The sequence below is a fragment of the Advenella sp. EE-W14 genome (genome assembly GCF_012923605.1).
GTDB classification, from domain to species: domain Bacteria; phylum Pseudomonadota; class Gammaproteobacteria; order Burkholderiales; family Burkholderiaceae_B; genus Advenella; species Advenella alkanexedens.
On sequence record NZ_JAAVNG010000014.1, the window covers coordinates 138,559 to 160,255 of the forward strand.

The following is a 21,697-nucleotide window of genomic DNA, read 5'->3' on the forward strand; positions in this document are numbered from 1 at the left end:
AGTCAAAAAACATATTCATTCCAGTCTACAGTTTTTTCAGCATCCAAACATCGCACCCGCTGTGAACAACACCTTCCAGTGGGCGATCAAGATGCTGAAACCCGAATTTTTCATATAGGGATATTGCTGACGTCATGCCAGACAAAGTATCAAGGTAGCATTCCTTGTATCCCTTTTGGCTTGCATAAGCCAAACACCTGGCAACCAACTCCTTCCCAATTCCCAGGCCCCGAACCTCTTTTAAAAGAAAGAGCTTTCGCAGTTCGCACGTCTGATTGCTGCCACTGAAAGGGGCAACACCACAGCCACCCACAATGCTTCCGTCCATACTCGCCACCAAGTACAGGCTGCCATTTTGGTCGCCATAATGCGCACTCATTTCAACCACTTCCGCATCGGAGGGACCATACCCTTCACCGATGGCACCAAACTCTTCGCCAACCTTTTTTATTATGTTGCAAATATCGTGGTCGTGCCCTGCCTGGATTTCTAAAATTTCAACTGCCACCCACTTCCCTCCTTTTATATCTGGCAAATTTGACCTGCTTCCAACCGCTCCCCGTTCCCACGCTGGAGCATGGGAACTAGCCTAATTTGACTTACTTCTACCGCTGCTTGTTCCCACGCAGAGCATGGGAACAAACCTAACCTTACACTCGTTCCCATGCTTACACTCGTTCCCATGCTTACACTCGTTCCCATGCTTACACTCGTTCCCACGCTCTGCGTGGGAATGCATATCACGCTTCCAGCGTCCCGTTATCAATCACAAAACGATACTTGACATCACCCTTGAGCATACGCTCGTAGGCATCGTTAATCTGGTCTGCCCGAATCATTTCGATATCAGCAACAATGCCATGCTCGGCGCAAAAGTCTAGCATTTCCTGGGTTTCAGGAATCCCGCCAATCAGAGAGCCGGCAAGGCTTCGCCTTTTCATGATAAGACTGAACACATTGGGTGAAGGATGCGGTGTTGATGGTGCCCCCACCAATGTCATCGTGCCATCCCGCTTAAGCAATGCAAAGAAAGGATCCAGATCATGCGGGGCGGCAACGGTGTTAAGAATAAAGTCAAGACTCATGGCATGGGCTGCCATTTCATCGGGGTTACTGGAAACCACAACCTCATCCGCCCCCAGCTTTCTGGCTTCGGCACGCTTGGACTCTGAGGTTGTGAACGCCACAACATGGGCGCCCATGGCATGGGCCAGCTTAATGCCCATATGCCCCAACCCGCCAATACCAACCACACCCACTTTCTGGCCTGGCCCCACTTTCCAGTGACGCAATGGAGAATAGGTGGTAATGCCTGCGCACAGCAAGGGTGCTACGGCAGCCAACTGGCTTTCCGGGTGACGGATGCGCAGCACATACCGCTCATGCACCACAATTTGCTGGGCATAACCACCCAAGGTGTGCCCCGGCGCATCGGGCGTGGGACTGTTATACGTGCCCACCATATGATCACAGAAGTTTTCCAGCCCCTCGTTGCAATCCGGGCAATGCTGACAACTGTCAACAATACAGCCAACCCCCACCAGATCGCCTTTCTGAAAGCCGGACACCTTTTCCCCCACTGCCAATACCCGGCCAACAATTTCATGACCCGGTACGCAGGGATACAAGGTACCTGCCCACTCGGAACGAACCTGGTGAATATCGGAATGGCATACGCCACAAAAAGCAATATCAATCTGTACATCGTGCACCCCCAGCTGGCGCCGGGTGATTTCCATGGACTCAAGAGGCAGATCGCCCGCCCGGGCGCCATACGCTTTTACTTTCATTGCAATACTCCTTGTTAGTGTCATAACACGACTGTTTTCGGATTATATAATCAGGCTTTTTCCAAAAACTCACCCCTGTAAATCATATGTTCAACATGCTAACGTCACAACCACTTTGACGTCCCAAGCGGAGAGGGTTACCGTTCCCACGCTGGAGCATGGGAACGAGCCTAGCATGGGAACCAGTCTGGTGACTCAGTGGTTTAGCGTTTATCCTGCTCTTGCAGCCACTGTTCCCTGCCATAGGCATACCCCGGAAACTCGTTTTCAAGCGTGGTTTGTCCCCGAAGCAGGCGGTTTGCCAGATCGATTACGTTTTCAAGTTCCGTTTCATTACGTACTTCCAGCGGTGCCACCAGATCTACCCCAGTCGCCCATGAAAGACATTCACGTTGCCAACGGGGTTTCACGGTAAAATCCATTCCCTCTTTTTGCAATCTCTGGTTGATCGTATCCAGCCTGTCATAATATTGCCGGGTTTCATCCGTGCCTGGAGGCACGGTATAGCTGATGATTTTTTTACGTGAGCGACCAACCGGTTTGTGGTTGGGGATGCCGTCATCAAAAAGTCGTCCATTGACCGGAGAATGACCGGCCTCCTGGCGGGCCTGCTCATCAAGCGCCTCAGCATAAACGAAGCGCGGATGCTGCCACCAGACCATCACGCGCCGGTCTCCCAGAATAAAGCCGGCGTCACTCCACCAGGACAAGTCATCCGGCTTTTTTTCATCATAGGAATGGATCACATATATGCCATTTTTCATCACCCATTTACAGCGACGGTGATAAGCCTTTTGCGCCTTACGCAGGCGTTCAAATCGTTCAAGTTTCATAATGGCGCCTTTGAAAACGGATGTTTTTCCCACCCTCCCAAAGCAAGTAATTATTCTCCATGGCCTGTTGGTAAGCCCAGGACGCAACACGGTGAGAGCGCCGGATATCCGTCAGGAACCCCTGACGGGACAACTCGGCCGTAATAAGTGAATCATGCTGGACATTACGTTCCTGCCATTGTTGCCGATAATTTTCTGCGGCCAGAAAATTGCTTTTTTGCGAATTGCACGTACTGTCCGCCAACACAAAGTTATGTCCGGTATCCGCTGGATATAACGACCAGGGTATGAAATGGTCCACCGCAACTTTTTTGTTCTTCAGTGACTGATTGCAGTAAAAACAGCGGCACTGTTGCAAATCCATTAAAAAATCGGCCACTTTACCCAGCTGGTTCCGGGTAGGTGCAAACAGGAACGCATTCAGGTCTGGCAGGCCATCCAATACGGGCAGGTTGTTTTTATTTTCCCGCACAAAATCCACCCAGCGCTTTTGGCACAACTCTTCGATCATTTCGCTAAACTGCCTTAAGCAATACATCACCTTGGGCAATAACTGCAAATGATGCCTCGATGCATCCAGATGATATAAAAACTCAATACTTTGGCCATTCAGGTTTTGCAAATACACCACTGGCATTCTTTTAACGGTGCCGGCAACCGCTTTTTTCAGCTTCAACCATTCAGCGGCATTTTGCCTGGCCGCAGCCAGGGTTTTAAATTTTTCCTGTGCCGCCAACACCAAATTCACAATACTGGCCTGTGGCCCCGTGCTTTGCTGCAGTACAAAAGGTGCCTGCTCATTAAACTGATAAGGTCTGGCCTGCCACCAGTACAAATCAATGAATTTTTCTGCAATATCAAGATAATCCAATGTCAGACATTCACCGGTATCCACTCCCTGCTCAATGGCCAGTCTGGACAAACTGATCAGCAAAGCAAATTTATAAGTGGATGTAAAACTTCCCGATTGCAATATTGTCTGGATCTGCTTCAGAAATCTTAACTGCTCTTGTGGCGTGGGAATCGAAATATCTTCAAGCATGAAATATCCATTACTGGTCAACAGTATCCAATCATCGCTCAACGTCACACGGAGGTTGAAATTAAGAAAAAGACTCATGTTGATTTTAAGGACTTTTGTAACTATTGTGGAAAATACCTACGCATCACCCATCATCAAGCACAAACCTGAGCTGAATAAAATAAAAAACCATTGAAACCCTACTGTCAAAGTGGTATTATTTTTTCAATAAAAATAACAAGTTGCATCAATAAGCAAGTAAATTTCCAGTGGTAGTTCAGTGGTTCAACACAACATTCGGATGTACATACATCAGGAGGGTTTACCATGAGTCGCAGGAAGCTTAAAGAGCAGGTTTTTATAACAGGAGTGGGTTGCTCGCGGTTTGGAGACCTGCTCAGCACACCGGAGTTAAAAGGAACAAGTATCCAGGAACTGACAGCAAGGGCAGTTAAAGAAGCACTGGATGATGCAGGTATTTCAGGTCAGGATGTCGATGCCGTCTTTGCCGGCAATGCAATGGTTCACAGCTCGCAGGTGCCGGGCACCTATTCCCAGTTATCAAAGTGGACAGGCACCCAGTTCAAGACCGGGGTGCATTTTGAAGCGCAATGCTCAACCACCAATGTAGGCGCTGCCATGGCTGCCATGGCCATTGCATCGGGCGCCTACGATACGGTTCTTGTTTACGGGTTTGAAACAACCCGGACTAAAGTCAAAGACTTCAGCCCCTACGAGCGTGAACCAATATCACACCAGCAAACCTGGTTATGGACTGATATGGCCGTCAACCAGGCATATAGCGTGCCGCAAGGTTACGATATTTTCTCGGTCTATAACGGTCTGGTCGCCTTGGGCTATTGCCGGAAATACGGTCTATCAATCGAAGACTTTGAAAGAGGCATGTTCGAATTGTGCAGAACGCGCAGACTGCATGGTTCGATGAATCCAAAGGCAAATATCCAGGAAACCCTGGAAGATCGCGCTACGCGCAAGGGTTTTTCTGACCCGTACGATCTCTGGCTCTCGGACGAACACAACCCCCGGGTTGCCTGGCCCTCCAGGTTGCTCAGCCTTGTCACCACGGCAGATGGTGCATCGGCCATGGTCCTGACCCGTGCCAGTCTTGCCAAAAACAATCGTTCCAAACCGGTCGAATTAAAGGGTTTTGGCATCAGCTACAGTGATCTGCCCTGGTACGGTGAAGACCCCACCTATTGGGAATTTGACAGGCGTGCCACAGACCAGGCCATGGAGATGTCAGGCATCACCGCCAAAGACATCGATTACCTGCACACCCATGACTGTTCGCATATTTCAAGTATTTGCACCGCTGAAACCATAGGCTATCTTGAGCCGGGCAAAGGACTTGAGGCAGCCCGTGAGGGACGGCTAAGGTTTGATGGGGACCGACCGATGTCAACCCACGGAGGACGCCATGCGTTCGGCCATGCCTGGGGTGCCAGTGCCGGCTCGGATACCTATGAAGCCGTCCTGCAAATGAGGGGCCTCGCCGGTGCAAGGCAACTGCGCAAGCCTCCGGAAATATCACTTATCCATACTCACGGTTACGCCATGATCGGCACGGTTATGGTTTTGGGAGGAGTTTAATATGAACGACATTATTGAACAGCCAAACCTGATTCGCTGGTACTACGAGGGCCTGAAGCAGGGTGTTTTTTGGGCGATGAAATGCAAAAAATGCAAAAACGTCACGTTTCCCCCAACCGGGTGCTGTGAGCATTGCGGCAGTTGGGAAGTAGAAGGCATAACACTAAGCGGTGATGCCACCCTGCTTTATGCAACGCACAATATCGCGCCAGCCTGCCACCCCCGGTTTGAAAAGATTGCGCCCTATGTATATGGTCATTTGCAACTTAAGGAAGGGCCTATTGTCCAAGCGGTCATACTGGGCGTGGAACCCACCCCCGAGGCCTTGCACGACCTCTTCAATCGAGGGCCGGTTCCTGCCAAGGCGGAAACCATTGAAATGGAAGACCTGCCCATTCTTGGCTTTCGTGTAACGCTTTAAAGGAGCGCTGACACAGTCCATGCTCTTTGAATTGACCCTGGCTCCTGTGTCATGGCTTCTGCACCAGTGATAAAGCCTATTGTGCCCCTGACTGATCCACGAAAATCAGGTCTTGTGTTTTGAAACCCCGACTTTCCATTTTCGCCAGCAGTTCTTTTTTAAGCGTTTCATCAATGGTTGGGGTTCTGGACAACAGCCACAAAAAATCTCTATTGTGGCTGGTTATCAATGAGTATTCGTAATTCTTGCCCAGATCAAAAATCACGTAAGCGCCGTAAAAAGGGCCGAAGAAAGAAACCTTCAGGTAGCCCTGATTGCTGTCTTCCACAAAATAGGCCTTGCCTTCAGCGTCTTCCCATTTATTTTTAGCCGTATTAAAGCCACGGTTAAGCACCTTGATGCCACCATCCTCACGAAGCGTGTATTCTGCGCTTACCTGCTGCAGTCCGCGTTCGAAAGAGTGGTCCAGCCGTGCAATTTCATACCATTTGCCCAGATAGCGCCGGGAGTCAAAATTCTGAACGGGTTCTATCCCTTTGGGAATGCCTGTACAACCTGTTAAAAATACAAACAAAAACATTAAAACATAGCGCATTTAACCAAACTCCCGGATTAATGAGTTACCACCTACTTGATTCCTTGCAGGAAAACGGGTTTAAACAATAGAACTGTACGCAAATACCGCCCAGATGGCTTCCTCAACAATGGCAAAAGCGGCAAAACCTTTATGAAACCGCAGTTGCCGGGTACGCATGGCAATGCCACACAGCACCACAAAAACACTGATGTGCATTATATAGGGCAACCCCAGATACGCCAGGTAATCTTTCCCTTTCAGCGTGGTGTCCAGCAAATCCGTCACGTTCAGCGCAATCAGCAACCCAAAAAACCAGGCCCGTCTGGAAAGGAAGTAGTCATCCATCCTGTTGATATGATCTATTTTGTCGGGGTAAAGAATGGTACAGGTAAAAAAGTAAAGCGAGGCATAGAAAAGGATGAACAGATATAGTTCAAAACTCCATACCACCGTGTTGGCCAATCTGATTTGAAACCACCAGAAATTGACCATGTCCAGCAAAAGAAAAAAAGTCCAGCCAATATGAACAAAAAACACATGATTTTTATTGGGTTGCTGAACAAAACGGCTTAAGCCGTTTAGCAAACGGGTCATGCACAAGCCGGTAATTATCCCAACAATGATACGGACATGCGTGAACGTATCGGCTTTCAAGGGGGAAGACAGGTCGATCATCCAGGGCTCCAGGCTAAGATTGGTTTATGCCTTACCGAACCCATACATTACGGGATGACGACCAGTTGAGCAAGTGATAAATTGGGCTTAAATATCCAGACTCAGGTATTTGATCTCGATATATTCCTCGATGCCGTATTTGGACCCTTCGCGTCCCAGGCCCGATGCTTTCACGCCACCAAAGGGTGCCACTTCAGTTGAAATGGCTCCCGAGTTAATACCCACCATGCCATACTCCAGGGCTTCGGCCACCCTGAAAACACGGCTGATATCCCGTGTATAAAAATAGGCCGCCAAACCATATTCGGTGTCATTGGCATAGGCAATGGCTTCTTCTTCATGATGAAAACGGAAGACAGGAGCCAGGGGACCAAACGTTTCCTCCTTGGCCGCTATCGCATTAACGGGCACATCAACCATGACGGTAGGCTCAAAGAAAGTACCACCCAGCGCATGGGGTTTGCCACCCGTCACGATGCGGGCGCCCTTTTCAAGGGCGTCCTCGATGTGTGACTTGACCTTGGCCAGTGCATTCTGATCAATCAGGGGCCCCATGGTGGTTTCCGGCTCCATCCCGTTGCCAACCCTGAAGTTTTCTACCGCCGCAACCAGTTTCTGAACAAAGGCGTCGTAAACCTTGTCATGAACATACAGGCGATTTGCGCAGACGCAGGTTTGTCCGTTGTTGCGGAACTTGGAAATGATTGCTCCCTGAACGGCTGCGTCCAGATCGGCATCTTCAAACACAATAAACGGAGCGTTACCGCCCAGCTCCAGGGATACCTTCTTGAGATCGTGCGCACACTGGGCCATTAACAGGCGCCCCACCTGGGTGGAGCCGGTAAAAGACAATTTGCGTACCAGTGGATTGCCGGTTAATTCAGTGCCAATGGCAATGGCATCACCCGTTACCACGTTGAACACACCCTTGGGGATGCCCGCACGCACCGCCAGCTCGGCCAGGGCCAGTGCGGAATATGGTGTTTGGGGTGCTGGCTTCAGGACCATGGTGCACCCAGCCGCCAAGGCAGGTGCCGCTTTGCGGGTAATCATTGAAGAGGGGAAATTCCAGGGAGTAATGGCTGCCGTGACACCCACCGGCTGTTTAACCACAATCACGCGCTTGTTGGCCTGTGGCCCGGGAATCACATCACCATAAACCCGTTTGGCCTCTTCGGCAAACCATTCCACAAACGAAGCGGCATACAGGATTTCTCCTTTGGCTTCAGCCAGGGGCTTGCCCTGCTCCAGCGTCATCAAACGGGCCAACTCATCCTGATGCTCAAGCATCAGTTCAAACCATTTACGCAATAGTTGTGAGCGCTCCCTGGCAGTTTTTGCACGCCAGGCCGGCAAGGCATTATTGGCCGCTTCAATGGCCTTCCTGGTTTCTGCCGCCCCCATAATTGGAACCGTACCCAACAACTCACCAGTAGCCGGGTTCAGGATGGTTTGCACCTGTCCTGAGTCGGCATCCAGCCATTGGCCATTAATGTAAGCCTGCTGATGAAATAAACCTGTATTTTGCATAATAGAAACCTTGAATCGACTGGTAAAACCGAAAACGGACTATTCAGATAATAATTCAGTTTTCAATCAGATGCACCATTGTTATGTTCGTTTTTCTTGAACTCGTAAAGATCCTGATGTTCAAGTTCACCCAGCAATTTATTGATTTTTTCAAGAAACTGGACATTTTTCAGTAACTCTTTTTCTTCGAAATGACCAACCAGATAATCCTGCACGGCCTGACTCAAATGATTGCAATCCACCGCCAGTTCATGTCCCTCCTTGGTCAGTTCAACCATTACCGAACGATTGTCTTTTTCAGAGCGCTTGCGCTTGATCAGTTTACGTTTGTTCAGCACCTGCAATTGCGTTGAAATGGTGGATTGCGGCAGGCCAAGCCGGCTAACCAGATCACCCGTTTTCATTTCCCCGTTATCCATCAGGAGAACCAGCATTCTGGCTGAATAATGGTTAAGTCCCAAATGACGGAAATGCCGGTTGCCGATCTGCAGAAAACGGGCACCAATCAAATGGAAAAGATACGATAGCCTTGAATCCAGCCTGTCTGATGATTTATTGTTTGTAATATCCATTATCGTCCCAATGAAGGTATTCATGGCATTCTGGCAAACACCAGACGCTGGTGCGGGCCATATGTATCATGCAGCATTAAGTTGCCAATCGTGTAGCGTCCAACCGTGTTGGCATGCAAGGTATTGTGATGATAGGCCTCAAGATAACCGTCCCAGGCCACTTTCCAGCCGGGGCCATCCAGCCAGCGCTGCTCGTAAATATGCCAATTGTTCAACTGCAATCCATCCAGCTGCTCTTTAAAATCTTGCAGCCACTCATCAATGTCAAAAACCATTGTCTGCGGTTGCGCTACGAATGGCCTGCAAGGGCGTCATGCCAAAATGATTGACAAAAACCTCCATTTCACGATGATGCCAATCTCCGTAAGGCACAGCGGTAAAGCCGCTTTCACTGCCACAAATCAAAGGAATACCGGCGGCAATCAGGCGTTTCATTGGCTCGACCGATTTCTGGATCTCATTCTTGAACAAGTCGATCAGGGCCTGGCTGGTACCAATTTGCTCACCAAAATCCGCGATATTGGCCTGAAATGTTAACGATGGGCAAACCGGTATGCGTTTATCAATAACCATCTGAATGGCTTCTTCATCCATGCCTGTCGCATGAAACAGCATGTCGAAATCAGCCTTGACTGCACGTTTAACCGCTTCTGCACCCCGGCAATGCCCCATCACCGGGACACCCATGTCATGCGCAACCTCACACACCAAATCCAGTTCCTTCTGGCTCCAGCTGCAACGCTCACCCAGGTGGGCATAATGTGGAACCACGCCTGAAACATGTACCTTGATCCAGTCCACACCCTCTTTTATCTGGCGACGCACTTCCTTGATAATTTCATTTTCCCCATGCACTACACGGTAATAACCGGTCACGCCTTCATCGGCAATTAAATGACCGGCGGTTCCACCCACACCCGTGATTAAGGCATAAGCACCGCAGGCCATACGCGGACCTTCCACGTAACCGGCATTGATGGCATCACGAAGATCAAGCGAGTTGGCAAATACCGAATCGGGATCAAGAATTGAAGTCACCCCGGCACGCAGTACTTTTTTGGCGTTATACGAGGCAACCAATGCCGACAGTGCATTGCGCCGTTTGGTATTTATACCTAGCTATAAAAATATGTTTTTTTTCAACCCGTTAATTCATGGTAATCTGTCAAAAACATACCTGCCCCCATTCCTCCACAACTTGTTAATACCGTGTTTCCAAACCCATTCCACGATCCAAGGAGTGAACAATGAGCGATACACCCGAACGTTACGGCAGTTTGTCCCGATGGTTTCACTGGGGAATGGCCATATTGATTGTCTGGCAATTCCTGAAAATAGGCGACCTTATTAATGAGGGCGAACACTGGATAGGCCAAACCCTGGTGCCATGGCATATTTCCATCGGTTTTCTGATCCTCATTTTGGGGATTGTGCGTGTGTACTGGGCAATCAAACAGTCTGCACATCGCCCGAAATTAAGCGGCCCACTGGCACCACTGGCCAGAATCGGTCATTTCCTGCTGTATCTTGTCATGCTGCTGCTACCGGTTCTGGGCATTTTCTATATGGTTGGCAAAGGTTACGGACTTAAGGTTTTTGGCATGCAATTGATCGCAAGAAGCGAAACGGGCATCGCCTGGATGGCCTCTGTGGGCAGCCTGCACGCTCCCGTGGCCGTGCTGTTTCTTTTACTGGTGATTGGTCATATTGGTGCGACGTTTTACCATCATTTTATTTTACGTGACGATACGCTTAAACGCATGACGCGTTAAAACAAAAAAAGATCCCCAGCCTGCTGGTATCAAATCCAGCAGGCTGGGGATCATTCATGACTGCTTATGCTTATGTGTGACGAAATTTAGCCTTTGTGCCCTTTCGGGCATCTGCCTGCCCTAACATTACCCAAGCAGTTTTGGCAGCCACAGCGAGATGGCGGGGATATACGTCACAAACACCAGGAAACCCAGCAGTAAAATCAGCCATGGTGAGGCGGCTTTTATCACTTGGCCAATTGTCATTTTTGTAATGCCTGCCGTCACAAACAGATTCAAGCCAATAGGCGGTGTTACCAGACCAATCTCCAGGTTAACCACCATGATAATGCCCAGGTGAACCGGATCTATCCCCAACTCCATGGCAATCGGAAACAGGATGGGTGCCATGATCAAAATGATACCGGTGGGTTCCATGAACATGCCGGCTATCAACAACAGGATATTGACGACGATCAGAAACTGCCAGGCAGCCATGTCCCAGGCAATGATCTGTTCGGCAATCATTTGTGGAATACGTTCAGTCGTTAGCACGTGTGCAAACAGCAGTGCGTTAACGATAATGAACATCAGCATGACCGTTACCTTGGAGGCATCCAGCAAAACCCCGGGTACTTGCTTTAACCCAATATCACGATAAATGAAAACGGCCACAACGAAAGCATACACCGCCGATACAGCCGCGGCTTCGGTAGGTGTGAAAACCCCTCCATAGATACCGCCCAGGATAATGAATACCAGGGCCAGGCCCCAAATAGAATCACGACCAGCTGTTAGTAATTCTTTGGCTGACGCACGCGGTTGCAGGGGAAATTTCTTGATACGGGCAATGATATAAATGGCGACCATGAGCAACACACCCAAAGCGATGCCCGGTATGACACCTGCCATGAACAATGCCCCTACCGAGGTTTCGGTGGCCGCACCATAAACCACCATCACAATAGACGGCGGAATCAGGATACCCAGTGTACCCGCATTACAAACCACCCCAGCGGCAAAGGGCTGTGAATACCCCGCGCGAACCATACCGGCAATAACAATAGAACCCACGGCAACCACCGTTGCCGGAGAAGAGCCGGAAACCGCGGCAAACAGGCAGCAGGCCAGGACCGAGGCAATCGCCAGGCCACCATGCAAGTGTCCCACCGAAGCATTGGCAAAGCGGATCATTCGACGGGCCACGCCCCCGGTTGTCATGAAGGCGCCTGCCAGCACGAAAAACGGAATGGCCATCAGGGTAAAATGTTCGGATGTCTCATACATTTTAAGAGACAGCGAAGCCAGCGAGTCTGTACCAAAAAACAGGATGGTAAGAATGGAAGACAGCCCAAGGGCCACCGCGACAGGCGTGCCCATGAACATGAACACGAACAGCATGACAAAAAGTGCGATAGTGGTCATTTGCGCTCCTGCTGGTTAACGGAATGGTCATCATCATTGAGATGTTTAAGCGCGTCTTCAGCCTCATCACCCAGCAACTGGCTACGGTGTCCACGCAGCATATGAAACAGTACTTCGGCAAAGCGGATGAAGAGCATGGCAAACCCGATGGGAAGCACAAGCCGGGGCACCCATTGAGGAATGGGGATATCCTGCGCAAGAATGCCGATCATATACATTTTGTCCACATAGACCCAGGCGCCGTAAAAAACAATAACGGTATAAGCAAGACAAAGTAGGCAGGCAATAATCCCCACCACATGGGCAGTTTTTTTAGGCAGGATTTTGATCAAGGCATCCACCCCGATATGGGCATTCACCCGCACCCCATAGGCAAGGCCCAAAAAGATTAACCCGGCAAACAGGAAAATGGACAACTCAAGCGCCCAGACGAAACTGTAATTGAATATGTACCGCGCAATGACCTGAGCAAAAGTCACCAGTGTCATTGCAGCCAGCAAAAAAGCAATCAACCCTTCTTCAAGTCGATGAAACCAGCGGACATTCATGGTTGTACTCCATGTTTTTAGAAAAAAGAAAAGGGCCTTTGCGTCGGTATCCCTTCAATGCAAAATAAATGGCTGATTACAAACGTCTCTATTAAACACAACAACCCGTCCATAACCAGCCAACATTTTTTATTGGTTGGCTTCCTGGGCCGCCTTGATCAGATCTGCGCCAATATCACCCTCAAACTTTTTCCAGACCGGTTCCATCGTTTTACGCCAGGCTTCCACATCTTCCTTGGACAATTGAACAACCTTGGCTTTGTTGTCGGCGATAATATTCTGCTTGTCCTGTTCATTCAGCTTGGCAGCCTCTTCGTTGGCAAACTTGGTGGCTTCATCCATGGCTTGTTGCAGGCCCTCACGAACATCAGCAGGCAATCCATCCCACCACTTGGCGTTGGTCACCACCATGTAGTCAATCACACCGTGGTTGGTTTCAGCAATGTTTTTTTGAACCTCATGGAATTTTTGTGAGTAAATATTGGACCAGGTGTTTTCCTGACCATCCACCACCCCGGTTTGCAAGGCCTGATATACCTCGCTGAAAGACAGTTTTTGCGGGTTGGCACCCAAAGCCCGAAACTGGGACTCAAGCACGTCAGATGCCTGGATACGGAATTTCAGGCCCTTGGCATCCTCGGGGCGCTGCAATGTGTCTTTGTTGGTGGATAGTTGTTTCATGCCATTATGCCAATAAGCCAGGCCCTGCAACCCACGGTTACGCATGGAGTTCAGCAGCTCTTTACCCTTGTCACTTTGCTGAAAGCGATCCACGGCTTCCATGTCGTCAAACAGGAATGGCAGATCAAACAGCTGCACTTTTTTGGTGTAACGATCAAACTTGGACAGTGACGGTGCAATTATCTGCACGTCACCCAGCAACAGGGCCTCCAGTTCTTTGCCATCCCCAAACAACTGTGAGCTGGGGAAAACCTGAACCTCAACCTTGCCAGGCAACAGCTTTTCAGCCACCTCTTTGAATTTGAGGGCCCCCTGCCCCTTGGGAGTTTTGTCGGCAACCACGTGACTGAACTTGACAACGATAGGCTTATCGGACGCTAGGGCACTGCCGGAAAAAGCCAGTGCACAGCTCATACCCACTGCACTCAGGATGCGCATAGCAGTAATTTTCATGGGAATAGTCTCCGTATTATTAACATTAAATATTTTCCGTGCACCGAGAACTGTTTATATCAAATACACGAATTAATAACCCGCTTTCAGTGTAACAACCTGGAGCAAAAAAATTACCTAGGACTTACCATAAATGGAGCTGCTTAATCCCTATGCACGGCCAACCAAATCGTGGCCTCATCCTTGGCTGTAAAGACAACCCGATGCCGGCATCCGGCAGGCAACCAACAATGGTCTCCCTTTTGCAAAACAACCAGATCTTCCTTTCCTTCAACCTGTAACGCAGCCCTGCCTTGCAAAACCATCACCCACTCATCCCAATCCTGTTCATACCAGAATCCGGGTGGACTGCCCTGCCCGTGTGACACAATGCGCTCAATACGCAGTCCGGGCACGGCCAGCAGGTCGTCAAAAGACTCCTGTCCCGTAACCATGGGCAACTGTTCGAACAGATTCTTCAGCATCATGTTTTCCGTAAAAGCTGCCAATTTGTGCAAGCCTGACCTCAGACCTGTGTGGGCAGGGCTTGCATCATTTGAGCAGGTTTTTCTATACCATTTTTCGTAAAGTAAGAATTTGTTCGCTGCGGCCAAAAGGACCATGGATGTCGTGCAGTACCGAGCTGGTCAAACCTATGCCATCTTCGCCATATTGTTGCACTGTTTCAAGGCCCAGCCATTGTCCGGTGGGGTATCGGTACATATGAATTTGCAGGTCCAGGTTGGGAAAAGCCCAGGCAAATTCACCATCCTGTCTGGGTACAATGCCGTTGGCGGTATCCACCATGCCAATTAAATGCGCAAAGGGGGTGGTTGGCTGGCCTTCAACCATAGCCAGATCATTGTTTAACCACACAATACCCTTGCCAGTACGGTTGTTTTCATCGGCTCTGGTTTCAAGGCTGTGAATATAGCCGCCTGGCCAGCGCCGCAGGCCGGTCCAAAGCGGGTAGGTTTCCGGGTGAAGGATTGCCTGATCTTCAAGTCCGCCGATGTGTTTGCTGTCTTGCGTTGCCATGCGCCAGGCCCGGGCAACAATACAGGTTTTGCCATTGGCCTGCATGTCGGATTCAAGCAGCTCGATGGTTTTTCCGGCACGGATAATGCGGGTGGTAATGCTGAATTCGCCAAAATGGATCAAACCGAAAATATCAAAACTGATGCGGCCTATCCGCATGTCTGCACGTGGTGCAAACTGTTCAAGTTCCACGGCCATGACACCGCTGGCCGGTGCCATATGTTGTTCATGCGGGTTCCAGGCGCCCTGGGCGTGGATGGTTGAGCAATATTGGGTGGTTACCGATCCGTCCGGGTTAACGGTTCTTTCCAGAAATTGATAATAAGCAGGCATGGGTTTCCTCTTGATGCATGTCTCCTGGCCAAAGCAGCAATGTCTGGCAGGGTGTTTTTGTTTTATACCGGTTTTTAGTCCGGTTTAGGTGTCATGTTGTGCAAGTATGGTACTAAAAAAGCGTGCTGAATATCAATTAGGTGACAAGAGCCGTTTTTTAGCTTGAAGTATATTGTTTGCAACTTGTCATTTGTTAAGCGCAAAGGCGCAATAATGTTTGCAATGGCCATTGTTAACTTTGTTTGCCGCCCGTATTCACAATAATAAGTCCACTCAGGGCCAGCACCGAGCCCACCAGGAAAGTGGGTTCCAGCGGTTCATCCAGCAGCAGTATGCCCAGCAGTACGCCAAATAGGGGCGTCATGAATGACAGCACACCCAGGCGACCCGTCAGGTATTTGCGCATCAGCCATATCCAGGTGAAATAACTGGCGCAGGAAATGACCAGTGTCTGGAAACCCATGCTGGCCCAAACCAGTGGCGTGCTGTTGAATGTTATTTGATGGGTAAAAAATGCCACCGGCATCAGGAAGATGAATCCGCCGAATAACTGGTAGAACAGGGTTTGGTTGGGTGGCGCTTCGCTTAGACGGCTGACTCGTACCGCCACGGTTGTCATGCCCCAGGCAAAACCACCACATAAACCCAGCAAGTCGCCCAGTAATTGGTTGGGGATGGCGTCGTTTTGGGCTTGAGGGGTGAGCAAAAAGGTAATCAGCAAGCCCGTGAAAGCCAGTGCCATGCCAAACCATTGGCGTGGATTCAGACGCTCTTCAGGTAAGCGCAGATGGAGTCCGATAGCGGCAAACAAGGGGGCCGTATACATGAAAACAACCATGTGTGAGGCTGAGGTCCAACGTAATCCTTCGGCAACCAGCATGAATTCGGTCGCGAACAGAAAACCAACCACCAGCCCGGAGCGAAAGGCCACGCCTTGAACCCATTGGTCGCGTGAAAACAGGCGGGTAAAGAGTAAAACCAGCACGGCAGCAACGCCGGAGCGGATGGAAACTTGCAATAGGGGAGGGATATCTGCGGCAACGGCTTTGATGGCGACTTGTTGAAGCCCCCATATCAGGCAAAGCAACACCATAATTGCGCTGGCCTTGCCATCTACTGCTTTCCTCATTTTATTGCATGCTCCGTGCAAGATCTTTTAATATTTGCGTGTATTTTCGTTAACAGCGTATCCTACTTATGCCTTTTTTTGTAGAGATACCCCCAACTTAGGCCAACGATGGCTGCAGTCAGGGAAGCCAATAATACACCCAGCTTTGCGGCCCCAAGCAGATTGGGATCTGCCAAGCCAAGCGTGGCAATAAAAATCGACATGGTAAAACCAATTCCTGCCAACAACCCAACCAGACTGATACCACCCCAGCTCAATCCGGGGGGGAGCACACACCATCCCAAACGGACGACCAGCCAACTGGCGGCAATTACGCCAAACGGCTTGCCAATTACCAATGCCAGCAAGATGCCCAGTAACACCGATTGTGAACCCCCCATTGCCAAATCCACCCCATCCAGGGTAACCCCTGCATTAGCCAGCGCAAACAATGGCATAACCCCATAAGCCACCCACGGATGCAGGGCAATTTGAATGCGAGTTACCGGTGCTATCAGTTCACGCTGGGCACGTTTAAGCTGCTTCACAGGTTCAGCCAGGTAATTGGGTGAAGCATCTTGCTTATTGAGATGAGAAAACGTATTAATGGCCTCTGACGCCAGCATTAAAGGCGGCTCTTTCATGCGACCGGGCAATACTGGTGTCATCAGACCCAGCACAACACCCGCCAGGGTTGGATGCGCCCCCGTTTGCAACAAACCTATCCATAAGACAGCACCAGGCAACACATAAGCATAAGCCGAAGTGGTGCCAATCATCTGCAACCCAAGTACCATTATGATTCCCAGTGCCGCAATCAGCAAGCCACTGTAATCCAGGCCGCCAGAATAAAACACGGCAATAATCAGCACAGCCACAATATCATCAATAATAGCCAAGGCCAGCAAAAACACCCGGACATTGCCGGGAATGGATCGCCCCAGCAAAGCCAGTACGCCCACCGCAAAGGCAATATCCGTGGCGGTAGGCACCGCCCATCCGGCACTATTGGGGGGAGCGCTATTAAAGACAAGATATATCAGGGCCGGTGCAACGACACCTCCCATGGCGGCAGCAAGTGGCAATGCCGCAAGCCTGAAATTGGATAAGGCCCCTTCATGAATTTCCCGGCGGATCTCCATCCCGACCACGAGAAAAAAAACAGTCATGAGCGCATCGTTAATCCAAAAGTGCAACGATTGCGAAAATACATAAGTGCCAATACCAATGGAAAATGGCGTGTGCCAAAGATCGTGATAACTTGCCGAAAAAGAGGAATTGGCCCAGATCAATGCAATGGCTGCTGCCACCAGCAAAACGATACCGCTGACCGCTTCAATATGAAGAAAACGGTCCAGTGTTGAAAAGGCGCGCTCAGCCAAAATTTGCGCACGTGGCAAAGGCTGCCGTGACGGGTGTTGGTTCATAAGTATGTACGCTCCGCGTGGCGGCCCGACCAACGCATTAACCTGTTTCACTGCAACACCGCAGTGCTAACACCCGCGAAAATTCTACCTGAAATAACGATTATGTACAAGCCAACAACAGGATTGAGCTAACACCCTGTTGATAAGCTGTTTGCTTATTCCCATGCAACCAGAAAAAAAATTAACACCCGAGAATTTATTTATTCGCCCCTGCGACAAAAAAGAGATTAATCTGATCAATGATAAAATTAACTCCCTTATCCAAAAGCACAAAAGCAAAATACCACTTATGTTTCCCAAAAAACTTTCTGAAGGCTATGCCTCCTTCCTGCATGGCAAACTTGAGCGTGAACATGCCCGCTATAAAAAACTTGAAGAAGAAGGGCAACATCCCGAGATCATGATTATCGGTTGTGGAGACTCAAGGGTTGCGCCAGAAACCATCTTTGACGCCGGCCCTGGTGAAATATTTGTTATTCGCAATATTGCCAACCTGATCCCTCCCTGTGAGTCAGATGTTGAGTCTTCTTTCCATGGCACCAGTGCCGCTGTCGAGTTCGCGGTTAATGCCCTGAAGGTTAAACACATTGTTGTCCTGGGGCATGCCAGTTGCGGGGGCATTGCGGCCTATGCCAACAAGGCAGCACCGCTGTCCCAGCGGGATTTCATTGGAAAATGGATGTCTCAGATTGCACCGGTAGCTGACAAACTGGGTCCCCCACAAGGAGACCGGCAAAACTGGATACGCCAGCTTGAATGGGCGGTGGTGGAGTACAGCCTGGACAACCTCATGACATTCCCGGCCGTACGCGAACGGGTGGAATCGGGCGAGCTGACCCTGCATGGCGCTTATTTTGGTATTGCCACAGGCTTGTTGTTTGTGCGCGATCCGATCACAGGTGAATTCAATGCCTGTACCGAGTAATATCTTAAGTTATACATAAACACTCACGTCCCACCCATAATTGAATCACAAATATACATAATGTATACTTTGTAACTGATTTGATCTTGCAAAATTATGGGGAAAACAATGAGTTTTGGCAAAAAAGCATCCATTACGCTTTTATCAACAACATTAATATTCGGTGGATGCGCCACTGACGGGCAAGGAGGATGGGGCTCCAAGCAAACTGCAGGAACTGCTATAGGCACCATTCTTGGGGCAATTGTAGGTTCCCAGATTGGCGGTGGCAGTGGCAAAGCCGTTGCCGCTATTGTTGGTGCCCTGGCCGGTGGTTTATTGGGTAATATGATCGGCTCCAGCCTGGATGAAAAAGACCGGCTGGCACTGGCGGCAAGCACTCAAAAAGCACTGGAATCCGGCAAAAAAACCAACTGGAAATCAGAGCACAGCGGTGCATCAGCCGTTATTACGCCTGTCAGCAGCAAAACCGTTACACAATCCACAAAAATAAAGCGTTCCCAAAAAATCGCCCAGGTCGATAACCTGCAAATCATTAACCAACCCTATCAGGCAAAGAAATCAGCCATTTTACGCGCCGCTCCTAATGAGACGGGTAAAAAAATTGGTGGATTCAAGGCAGGCCAAACCTTCACCGCATTGGGTAAAACCAACAATAACTGGATTGCCGTTGGCCGCAAAGGCGTTACCGTTGGTTATGTATACGCCCCTTTGGTTGGTGCCGCCACCAAACACACAGACACGGCAACCGATCTGGACAAAATCACCGTGGCTTCTGCCCAGCAACAAGGCTTTGACCTGGACGCGATCGAACCCGCTAAAACGGTTACCCAGCAAGTTAACGTAGAAACACAATGCCGTGAAATGAAATACAGTCTGAAATCCAGCGCCGGCCAAGAAGATAAAACCTTCCAGGCTTGCCAGGACACCAATGGCACATGGCAAATTGGCTAAGCCAGACGTTTAAACGCATACAAACCGGAGCAATTTGTGAAGATCAACAAAATAGGGTTGGCGCTTTCCTGCGCCTTCATGATGGCGGGCGGCAGTGCCCATGCCGAAGAATACCGTTTGGCCTTTTCCAAAGGCGAACAGATTGAAATCATCATCAATAATGCCAATCAAGACAGCTGGTGCAGTGCCAAGCTGAAACTGGAGGCACGCTATCAGGCCACCCCCAACCCCGAGGGACTGGCCAGGCTTATGCCCAAAATCGGCCAGCTCATGAAAACCCAGTGCCCACAGGCAACGCAGCTTAGCTGGATCAGTACCAGCCATGGCAAACAGCTTGCTTCCGGCAACAGCTCGGCCGCGACTGGCTGGGTCCTGAACATTGACCCTGAAGCGGCAGAAGAACAGCAAAAAACAAATGACATAGCCGCCGCCCCAGCAAGTGAAACACCCCTTGCGAGCGCTGAAAAACCAACTGAAGCCGAAAGCAACCAGGCTGGCAGCAAAGTTGCAAGCGCAGAGGCCACAGCCGAAAAACCGGCTCAAAACACAACCACCTCTTTCCTTGCGCAAATCCGGAAAACAGAAGAAAAGACAACCGAAAGCCCGATCGCCAATGTGACAGCCGCGCAAACAGAAGCACCTGCCAACGAGCCCAGGCTGCCCGTCACCCCCAAACTGGCTTTTGAAGTTAACGGCTGGAAACCCAATGCGAATACGCAAGAAGTCCTGAAAACAGCGAAACTGACCGAAGTCATAGACCAAAACGGTTGTAAACTGCTTGTATCTTTGGAAAACACATCTTTAAATCTTGAATACACCCAGTTCAAAACAGAGGGCCTGGACTGCCAGAACAACATCGCGCAAGGCCCCGGCAAAGCCAGTATTGTCCGTTCCGACGGCAATATCCTCAATCGGGCATCTGACTACTATTTTTCAAAAGGCCTTGCGCTTAACACAGAGCTGACGGATCTTGATTCTCTTAATATTGTTGCCGCCAACGAAAATGGACACCAGCTCTGGCTTTATCTAGGTGAAGATCCCGACGAAAAGACCTATTATTTATTAGGTTTAAAAAAAGGCTGGGGCTCCCCCTTCGGCCCCTGGTCTATTAGTGGCCTTGATATCATCACCGAGCAAAATGACATCTTCAGAAAACAAAACCATATTCTTGAACAAGTCAACAAAGCACTTAAGCAACATCCCTGGCTTCAGGACAAAGCCAACAACTTGAGTGTTTCCTTCTTCAGTGACTTCAAACGCGGTGTACTTGAAAACCAGCTACAAGGCAAACTGTATTCAACCAATCTTTACCGGCATTACGACTGGAAAAAGAAACAGCTTCCGCCATGGAGCCTCACTGCCATTCAAGGCAACAACTATCTTTTCCAAAGAGATGAAGCGACAAAACGTGAAGAAGCACGACTGGCCCAGGAAGCCATATGGAAAAAACAACAAGAAGAAAGACAACGCATTTATGAGCAACAGCGCCTGGCACGTCTAAAACAGCAAGAGCTGTATGCCATTGCCAACAAGGAAGAAAGAAACCTCCAGCAATTTAATGGTTTTGAAAAAGCCCTGCAAAACGGTGATAAAAATCTGCTGGCACAAAACCTGTCTGGCATTGAATTTACTCCTTTTGGCCGCAGCGACTATTACCACTTAATGCATGGCCGTTCCAAAGAAGTCAGCCTGCTGGTGCGCATTGACAAGGTCGACAACGATGCCGCACAGGCTATCTGGCCCTACCCGCTCAAACTGAACAGCCCCGTCCAGCTGGAAAAAGGCTGGTACTGGATTAACGGCAAGGCATCACTGGACAAGAACCAAACGGAAACAGCCAAACTACCTGTCATACAGGTTGTTATTGATAGTCCATCTCACCTGCTCAAATGCGAACAGGCGCTATGTAAAGACCTGGAAAACCCACTTGCCCTAACCCGTATAGCATCAAAAAATGCAAGTTGGGATATCGCACACGCGCAAAGTGTTATCAAGGAATATGAAGAGGCTAAAAAGGCCAGTTATTAAGCAAGCCACGCCCTCTT

At 49.6% G+C, this 21,697-nt stretch carries 23 protein-coding genes; 6 read left to right on the forward strand and 17 right to left on the reverse strand.

The features are described 5' to 3' along the window. Positions 1–25: 25 nt before the first annotated feature. The 4 genes from HCX92_RS14940 to HCX92_RS13675 all read right to left on the reverse strand — a co-directional run bounded on the left by HCX92_RS14940 (position 26) and on the right by HCX92_RS13675 (position 3,665). Positions 26–508 carry a GNAT family N-acetyltransferase gene (locus HCX92_RS14940; RefSeq protein ID WP_169295513.1) on the reverse strand — a complete coding sequence of 161 codons (483 nt, stop codon included), beginning with the start codon at positions 506–508 and terminating at the stop codon, positions 26–28. Positions 509–740: 232 nt separating this feature from the next. Beyond that, positions 741–1,790 carry an NAD(P)-dependent alcohol dehydrogenase gene (locus tag HCX92_RS13665; RefSeq protein ID WP_169295514.1) on the reverse strand — a complete coding sequence of 350 codons (1,050 nt, stop codon included), beginning with the start codon at positions 1,788–1,790 and terminating at the stop codon, positions 741–743. A gap of 203 nt (positions 1,791–1,993) precedes the next feature. After that, on the reverse strand, positions 1,994–2,623 hold the full coding sequence (locus HCX92_RS13670; RefSeq protein WP_169295515.1) for a hypothetical protein: 630 nt from the start codon (positions 2,621–2,623) through the stop codon (positions 1,994–1,996). Beyond that, a complete protein-coding gene (locus HCX92_RS13675; RefSeq protein ID WP_169295516.1) occupies positions 2,613–3,665 on the reverse strand; it encodes an HNH endonuclease in 1,053 nt (350 codons plus the stop codon). Before HCX92_RS13675 ends, HCX92_RS13670 begins: the two co-directional genes overlap by 11 nt. 306 nt (positions 3,666–3,971) lie before the next feature. On the opposite strand from HCX92_RS13675, the gene HCX92_RS13680 reads away from it, so the two are divergent. Then, positions 3,972–5,255, forward strand: a complete 1,284-nt coding sequence (locus HCX92_RS13680; RefSeq protein ID WP_169295517.1) for a thiolase family protein — start codon at positions 3,972–3,974, stop codon at positions 5,253–5,255. A 1-nt stretch (position 5,256) separates the two neighbouring features. Further along, positions 5,257–5,676 (forward strand): Zn-ribbon domain-containing OB-fold protein, encoded by a 420-nt coding sequence (locus HCX92_RS13685; protein WP_169295518.1) that lies wholly within the window; start codon positions 5,257–5,259, stop codon positions 5,674–5,676. A 76-nt stretch (positions 5,677–5,752) separates the two neighbouring features. On the opposite strand, the gene HCX92_RS13690 is transcribed toward HCX92_RS13685, so the two are convergent. The 6 genes from HCX92_RS13690 to HCX92_RS13715 form a co-directional block, all read right to left on the reverse strand. Next, positions 5,753–6,271: a lipocalin family protein gene (locus tag HCX92_RS13690; RefSeq protein WP_169295519.1), complete on the reverse strand. Its 519-nt coding sequence runs from the start codon at positions 6,269–6,271 to the stop codon at positions 5,753–5,755. Positions 6,272–6,331: 60 nt separating this feature from the next. Further along, on the reverse strand, positions 6,332–6,928 hold the full coding sequence (locus HCX92_RS13695) for a hypothetical protein (RefSeq protein ID WP_169295520.1): 597 nt from the start codon (positions 6,926–6,928) through the stop codon (positions 6,332–6,334). Between the two features lie 87 nt (positions 6,929–7,015). Continuing rightward, positions 7,016–8,458, reverse strand: a complete 1,443-nt coding sequence (gene gabD, locus HCX92_RS13700; RefSeq protein WP_169295521.1) for an NADP-dependent succinate-semialdehyde dehydrogenase — start codon at positions 8,456–8,458, stop codon at positions 7,016–7,018. Between the two features lie 62 nt (positions 8,459–8,520). Then, positions 8,521–9,030 (reverse strand): MarR family winged helix-turn-helix transcriptional regulator, encoded by a 510-nt coding sequence (locus HCX92_RS13705; RefSeq protein WP_169295522.1) that lies wholly within the window; start codon positions 9,028–9,030, stop codon positions 8,521–8,523. Positions 9,031–9,050: 20 nt separating this feature from the next. Continuing rightward, complete coding sequence (locus tag HCX92_RS13710) at positions 9,051–9,305, reverse strand: SRPBCC family protein (RefSeq protein WP_169295523.1); 255 nt, start codon at positions 9,303–9,305, stop codon at positions 9,051–9,053. Beyond that, the gene (locus HCX92_RS13715) at positions 9,295–10,110 is read right to left on the reverse strand and encodes an amidohydrolase family protein (protein WP_169295524.1); all 816 of its coding nucleotides are present in this window, start codon (positions 10,108–10,110) and stop codon (positions 9,295–9,297) included. The genes HCX92_RS13710 and HCX92_RS13715 overlap by 11 nt, the downstream gene beginning before the upstream one ends. Positions 10,111–10,277: 167 nt before the next feature. Here HCX92_RS13715 and HCX92_RS13720 point away from each other — a divergent pair, with 167 nt between their 5' ends. Continuing rightward, complete coding sequence (locus HCX92_RS13720) at positions 10,278–10,802, forward strand: cytochrome b (protein ID WP_169295525.1); 525 nt, start codon at positions 10,278–10,280, stop codon at positions 10,800–10,802. Between the two features lie 126 nt (positions 10,803–10,928). Here the strand turns inward: HCX92_RS13720 and HCX92_RS13725 are convergent, their stop codons facing one another. From HCX92_RS13725 to nhaA, 7 genes are all read right to left on the reverse strand, one after another. Continuing rightward, positions 10,929–12,206 (reverse strand): TRAP transporter large permease, encoded by a 1,278-nt coding sequence (locus HCX92_RS13725; RefSeq protein WP_169295526.1) that lies wholly within the window; start codon positions 12,204–12,206, stop codon positions 10,929–10,931. Beyond that, the gene (locus HCX92_RS13730) at positions 12,203–12,754 is read right to left on the reverse strand and encodes a TRAP transporter small permease (RefSeq protein WP_169295527.1); all 552 of its coding nucleotides are present in this window, start codon (positions 12,752–12,754) and stop codon (positions 12,203–12,205) included. Before HCX92_RS13730 ends, HCX92_RS13725 begins: the two co-directional genes overlap by 4 nt. A 129-nt stretch (positions 12,755–12,883) precedes the next feature. Further along, entirely contained in the window at positions 12,884–13,888 is a 1,005-nt protein-coding gene (locus tag HCX92_RS13735; protein ID WP_211182406.1) for a TRAP transporter substrate-binding protein, read from the reverse strand. A gap of 143 nt (positions 13,889–14,031) precedes the next feature. After that, positions 14,032–14,355: a cupin domain-containing protein gene (locus tag HCX92_RS13740; RefSeq protein WP_169295528.1), complete on the reverse strand. Its 324-nt coding sequence runs from the start codon at positions 14,353–14,355 to the stop codon at positions 14,032–14,034. An 82-nt stretch (positions 14,356–14,437) separates the two neighbouring features. After that, positions 14,438–15,238 carry a thioesterase family protein gene (locus HCX92_RS13745; protein WP_169295529.1) on the reverse strand — a complete coding sequence of 267 codons (801 nt, stop codon included), beginning with the start codon at positions 15,236–15,238 and terminating at the stop codon, positions 14,438–14,440. Positions 15,239–15,470: 232 nt separating this feature from the next. Beyond that, entirely contained in the window at positions 15,471–16,367 is an 897-nt protein-coding gene (locus tag HCX92_RS13750; protein WP_169295530.1) for a DMT family transporter, read from the reverse strand. Between the two features lie 62 nt (positions 16,368–16,429). Further along, on the reverse strand, positions 16,430–17,773 hold the full coding sequence (nhaA, locus tag HCX92_RS13755; RefSeq protein WP_169295531.1) for a Na+/H+ antiporter NhaA: 1,344 nt from the start codon (positions 17,771–17,773) through the stop codon (positions 16,430–16,432). A 289-nt stretch (positions 17,774–18,062) separates the two neighbouring features. On the opposite strand from nhaA, the gene HCX92_RS13760 reads away from it, so the two are divergent. The 3 genes from HCX92_RS13760 (at position 18,063) to HCX92_RS13770 (ending at position 21,680) form a co-directional block, all read left to right on the forward strand. After that, positions 18,063–18,698, forward strand: coding sequence for a carbonic anhydrase (locus HCX92_RS13760; RefSeq protein ID WP_169295532.1), 636 nt, complete (start codon positions 18,063–18,065; stop codon positions 18,696–18,698). 108 nt (positions 18,699–18,806) lie between these two features. Then, positions 18,807–19,652, forward strand: coding sequence for a glycine zipper domain-containing protein (locus HCX92_RS13765; protein ID WP_169295533.1), 846 nt, complete (start codon positions 18,807–18,809; stop codon positions 19,650–19,652). A 36-nt stretch (positions 19,653–19,688) separates the two neighbouring features. Then, positions 19,689–21,680 (forward strand): hypothetical protein, encoded by a 1,992-nt coding sequence (locus HCX92_RS13770; protein ID WP_169295534.1) that lies wholly within the window; start codon positions 19,689–19,691, stop codon positions 21,678–21,680. Positions 21,681–21,697: the final 17 nt, after the last annotated feature.

What these genes read in the sequence shown, in the direction of transcription:
- HCX92_RS13745 (WP_169295529.1), bottom strand. Translation starts at nt 15,238, where the DNA reads ATGCCTGCTTATTATCAATTTCTGGAAAGAACCGTTAACCCGGACGGA.
- HCX92_RS13710 (WP_169295523.1), bottom strand. Translation starts at nt 9,305, where the DNA reads ATGGTTTTTGACATTGATGAGTGGCTGCAAGATTTTAAAGAGCAGCTG.
- HCX92_RS13695 (WP_169295520.1), bottom strand. Translation starts at nt 6,928, where the DNA reads ATGATCGACCTGTCTTCCCCCTTGAAAGCCGATACGTTCACGCATGTC.
- HCX92_RS13720 (WP_169295525.1), top strand. Translation starts at nt 10,278, where the DNA reads ATGAGCGATACACCCGAACGTTACGGCAGTTTGTCCCGATGGTTTCAC.
- HCX92_RS13705 (WP_169295522.1), bottom strand. Translation starts at nt 9,030, where the DNA reads ATGGATATTACAAACAATAAATCATCAGACAGGCTGGATTCAAGGCTA.
- HCX92_RS13665 (WP_169295514.1), bottom strand. Translation starts at nt 1,790, where the DNA reads ATGAAAGTAAAAGCGTATGGCGCCCGGGCGGGCGATCTGCCTCTTGAG.
- HCX92_RS13760 (WP_169295532.1), top strand. Translation starts at nt 18,063, where the DNA reads ATGTTTCCCAAAAAACTTTCTGAAGGCTATGCCTCCTTCCTGCATGGC.
- HCX92_RS13690 (WP_169295519.1), bottom strand. Translation starts at nt 6,271, where the DNA reads ATGCGCTATGTTTTAATGTTTTTGTTTGTATTTTTAACAGGTTGTACA.
- HCX92_RS13730 (WP_169295527.1), bottom strand. Translation starts at nt 12,754, where the DNA reads ATGAATGTCCGCTGGTTTCATCGACTTGAAGAAGGGTTGATTGCTTTT.
- HCX92_RS13685 (WP_169295518.1), top strand. Translation starts at nt 5,257, where the DNA reads ATGAACGACATTATTGAACAGCCAAACCTGATTCGCTGGTACTACGAG.
- gabD (WP_169295521.1), bottom strand. Translation starts at nt 8,458, where the DNA reads ATGCAAAATACAGGTTTATTTCATCAGCAGGCTTACATTAATGGCCAA.
- HCX92_RS13680 (WP_169295517.1), top strand. Translation starts at nt 3,972, where the DNA reads ATGAGTCGCAGGAAGCTTAAAGAGCAGGTTTTTATAACAGGAGTGGGT.
- HCX92_RS13735 (WP_211182406.1), bottom strand. Translation starts at nt 13,888, where the DNA reads ATGAAAATTACTGCTATGCGCATCCTGAGTGCAGTGGGTATGAGCTGT.
- HCX92_RS13670 (WP_169295515.1), bottom strand. Translation starts at nt 2,623, where the DNA reads ATGAAACTTGAACGATTTGAACGCCTGCGTAAGGCGCAAAAGGCTTAT.
- HCX92_RS13740 (WP_169295528.1), bottom strand. Translation starts at nt 14,355, where the DNA reads ATGATGCTGAAGAATCTGTTCGAACAGTTGCCCATGGTTACGGGACAG.
- HCX92_RS13675 (WP_169295516.1), bottom strand. Translation starts at nt 3,665, where the DNA reads ATGCTTGAAGATATTTCGATTCCCACGCCACAAGAGCAGTTAAGATTT.
- nhaA (WP_169295531.1), bottom strand. Translation starts at nt 17,773, where the DNA reads ATGAACCAACACCCGTCACGGCAGCCTTTGCCACGTGCGCAAATTTTG.
- HCX92_RS13725 (WP_169295526.1), bottom strand. Translation starts at nt 12,206, where the DNA reads ATGACCACTATCGCACTTTTTGTCATGCTGTTCGTGTTCATGTTCATG.
- HCX92_RS13765 (WP_169295533.1), top strand. Translation starts at nt 18,807, where the DNA reads ATGAGTTTTGGCAAAAAAGCATCCATTACGCTTTTATCAACAACATTA.
- HCX92_RS13750 (WP_169295530.1), bottom strand. Translation starts at nt 16,367, where the DNA reads ATGAGGAAAGCAGTAGATGGCAAGGCCAGCGCAATTATGGTGTTGCTT.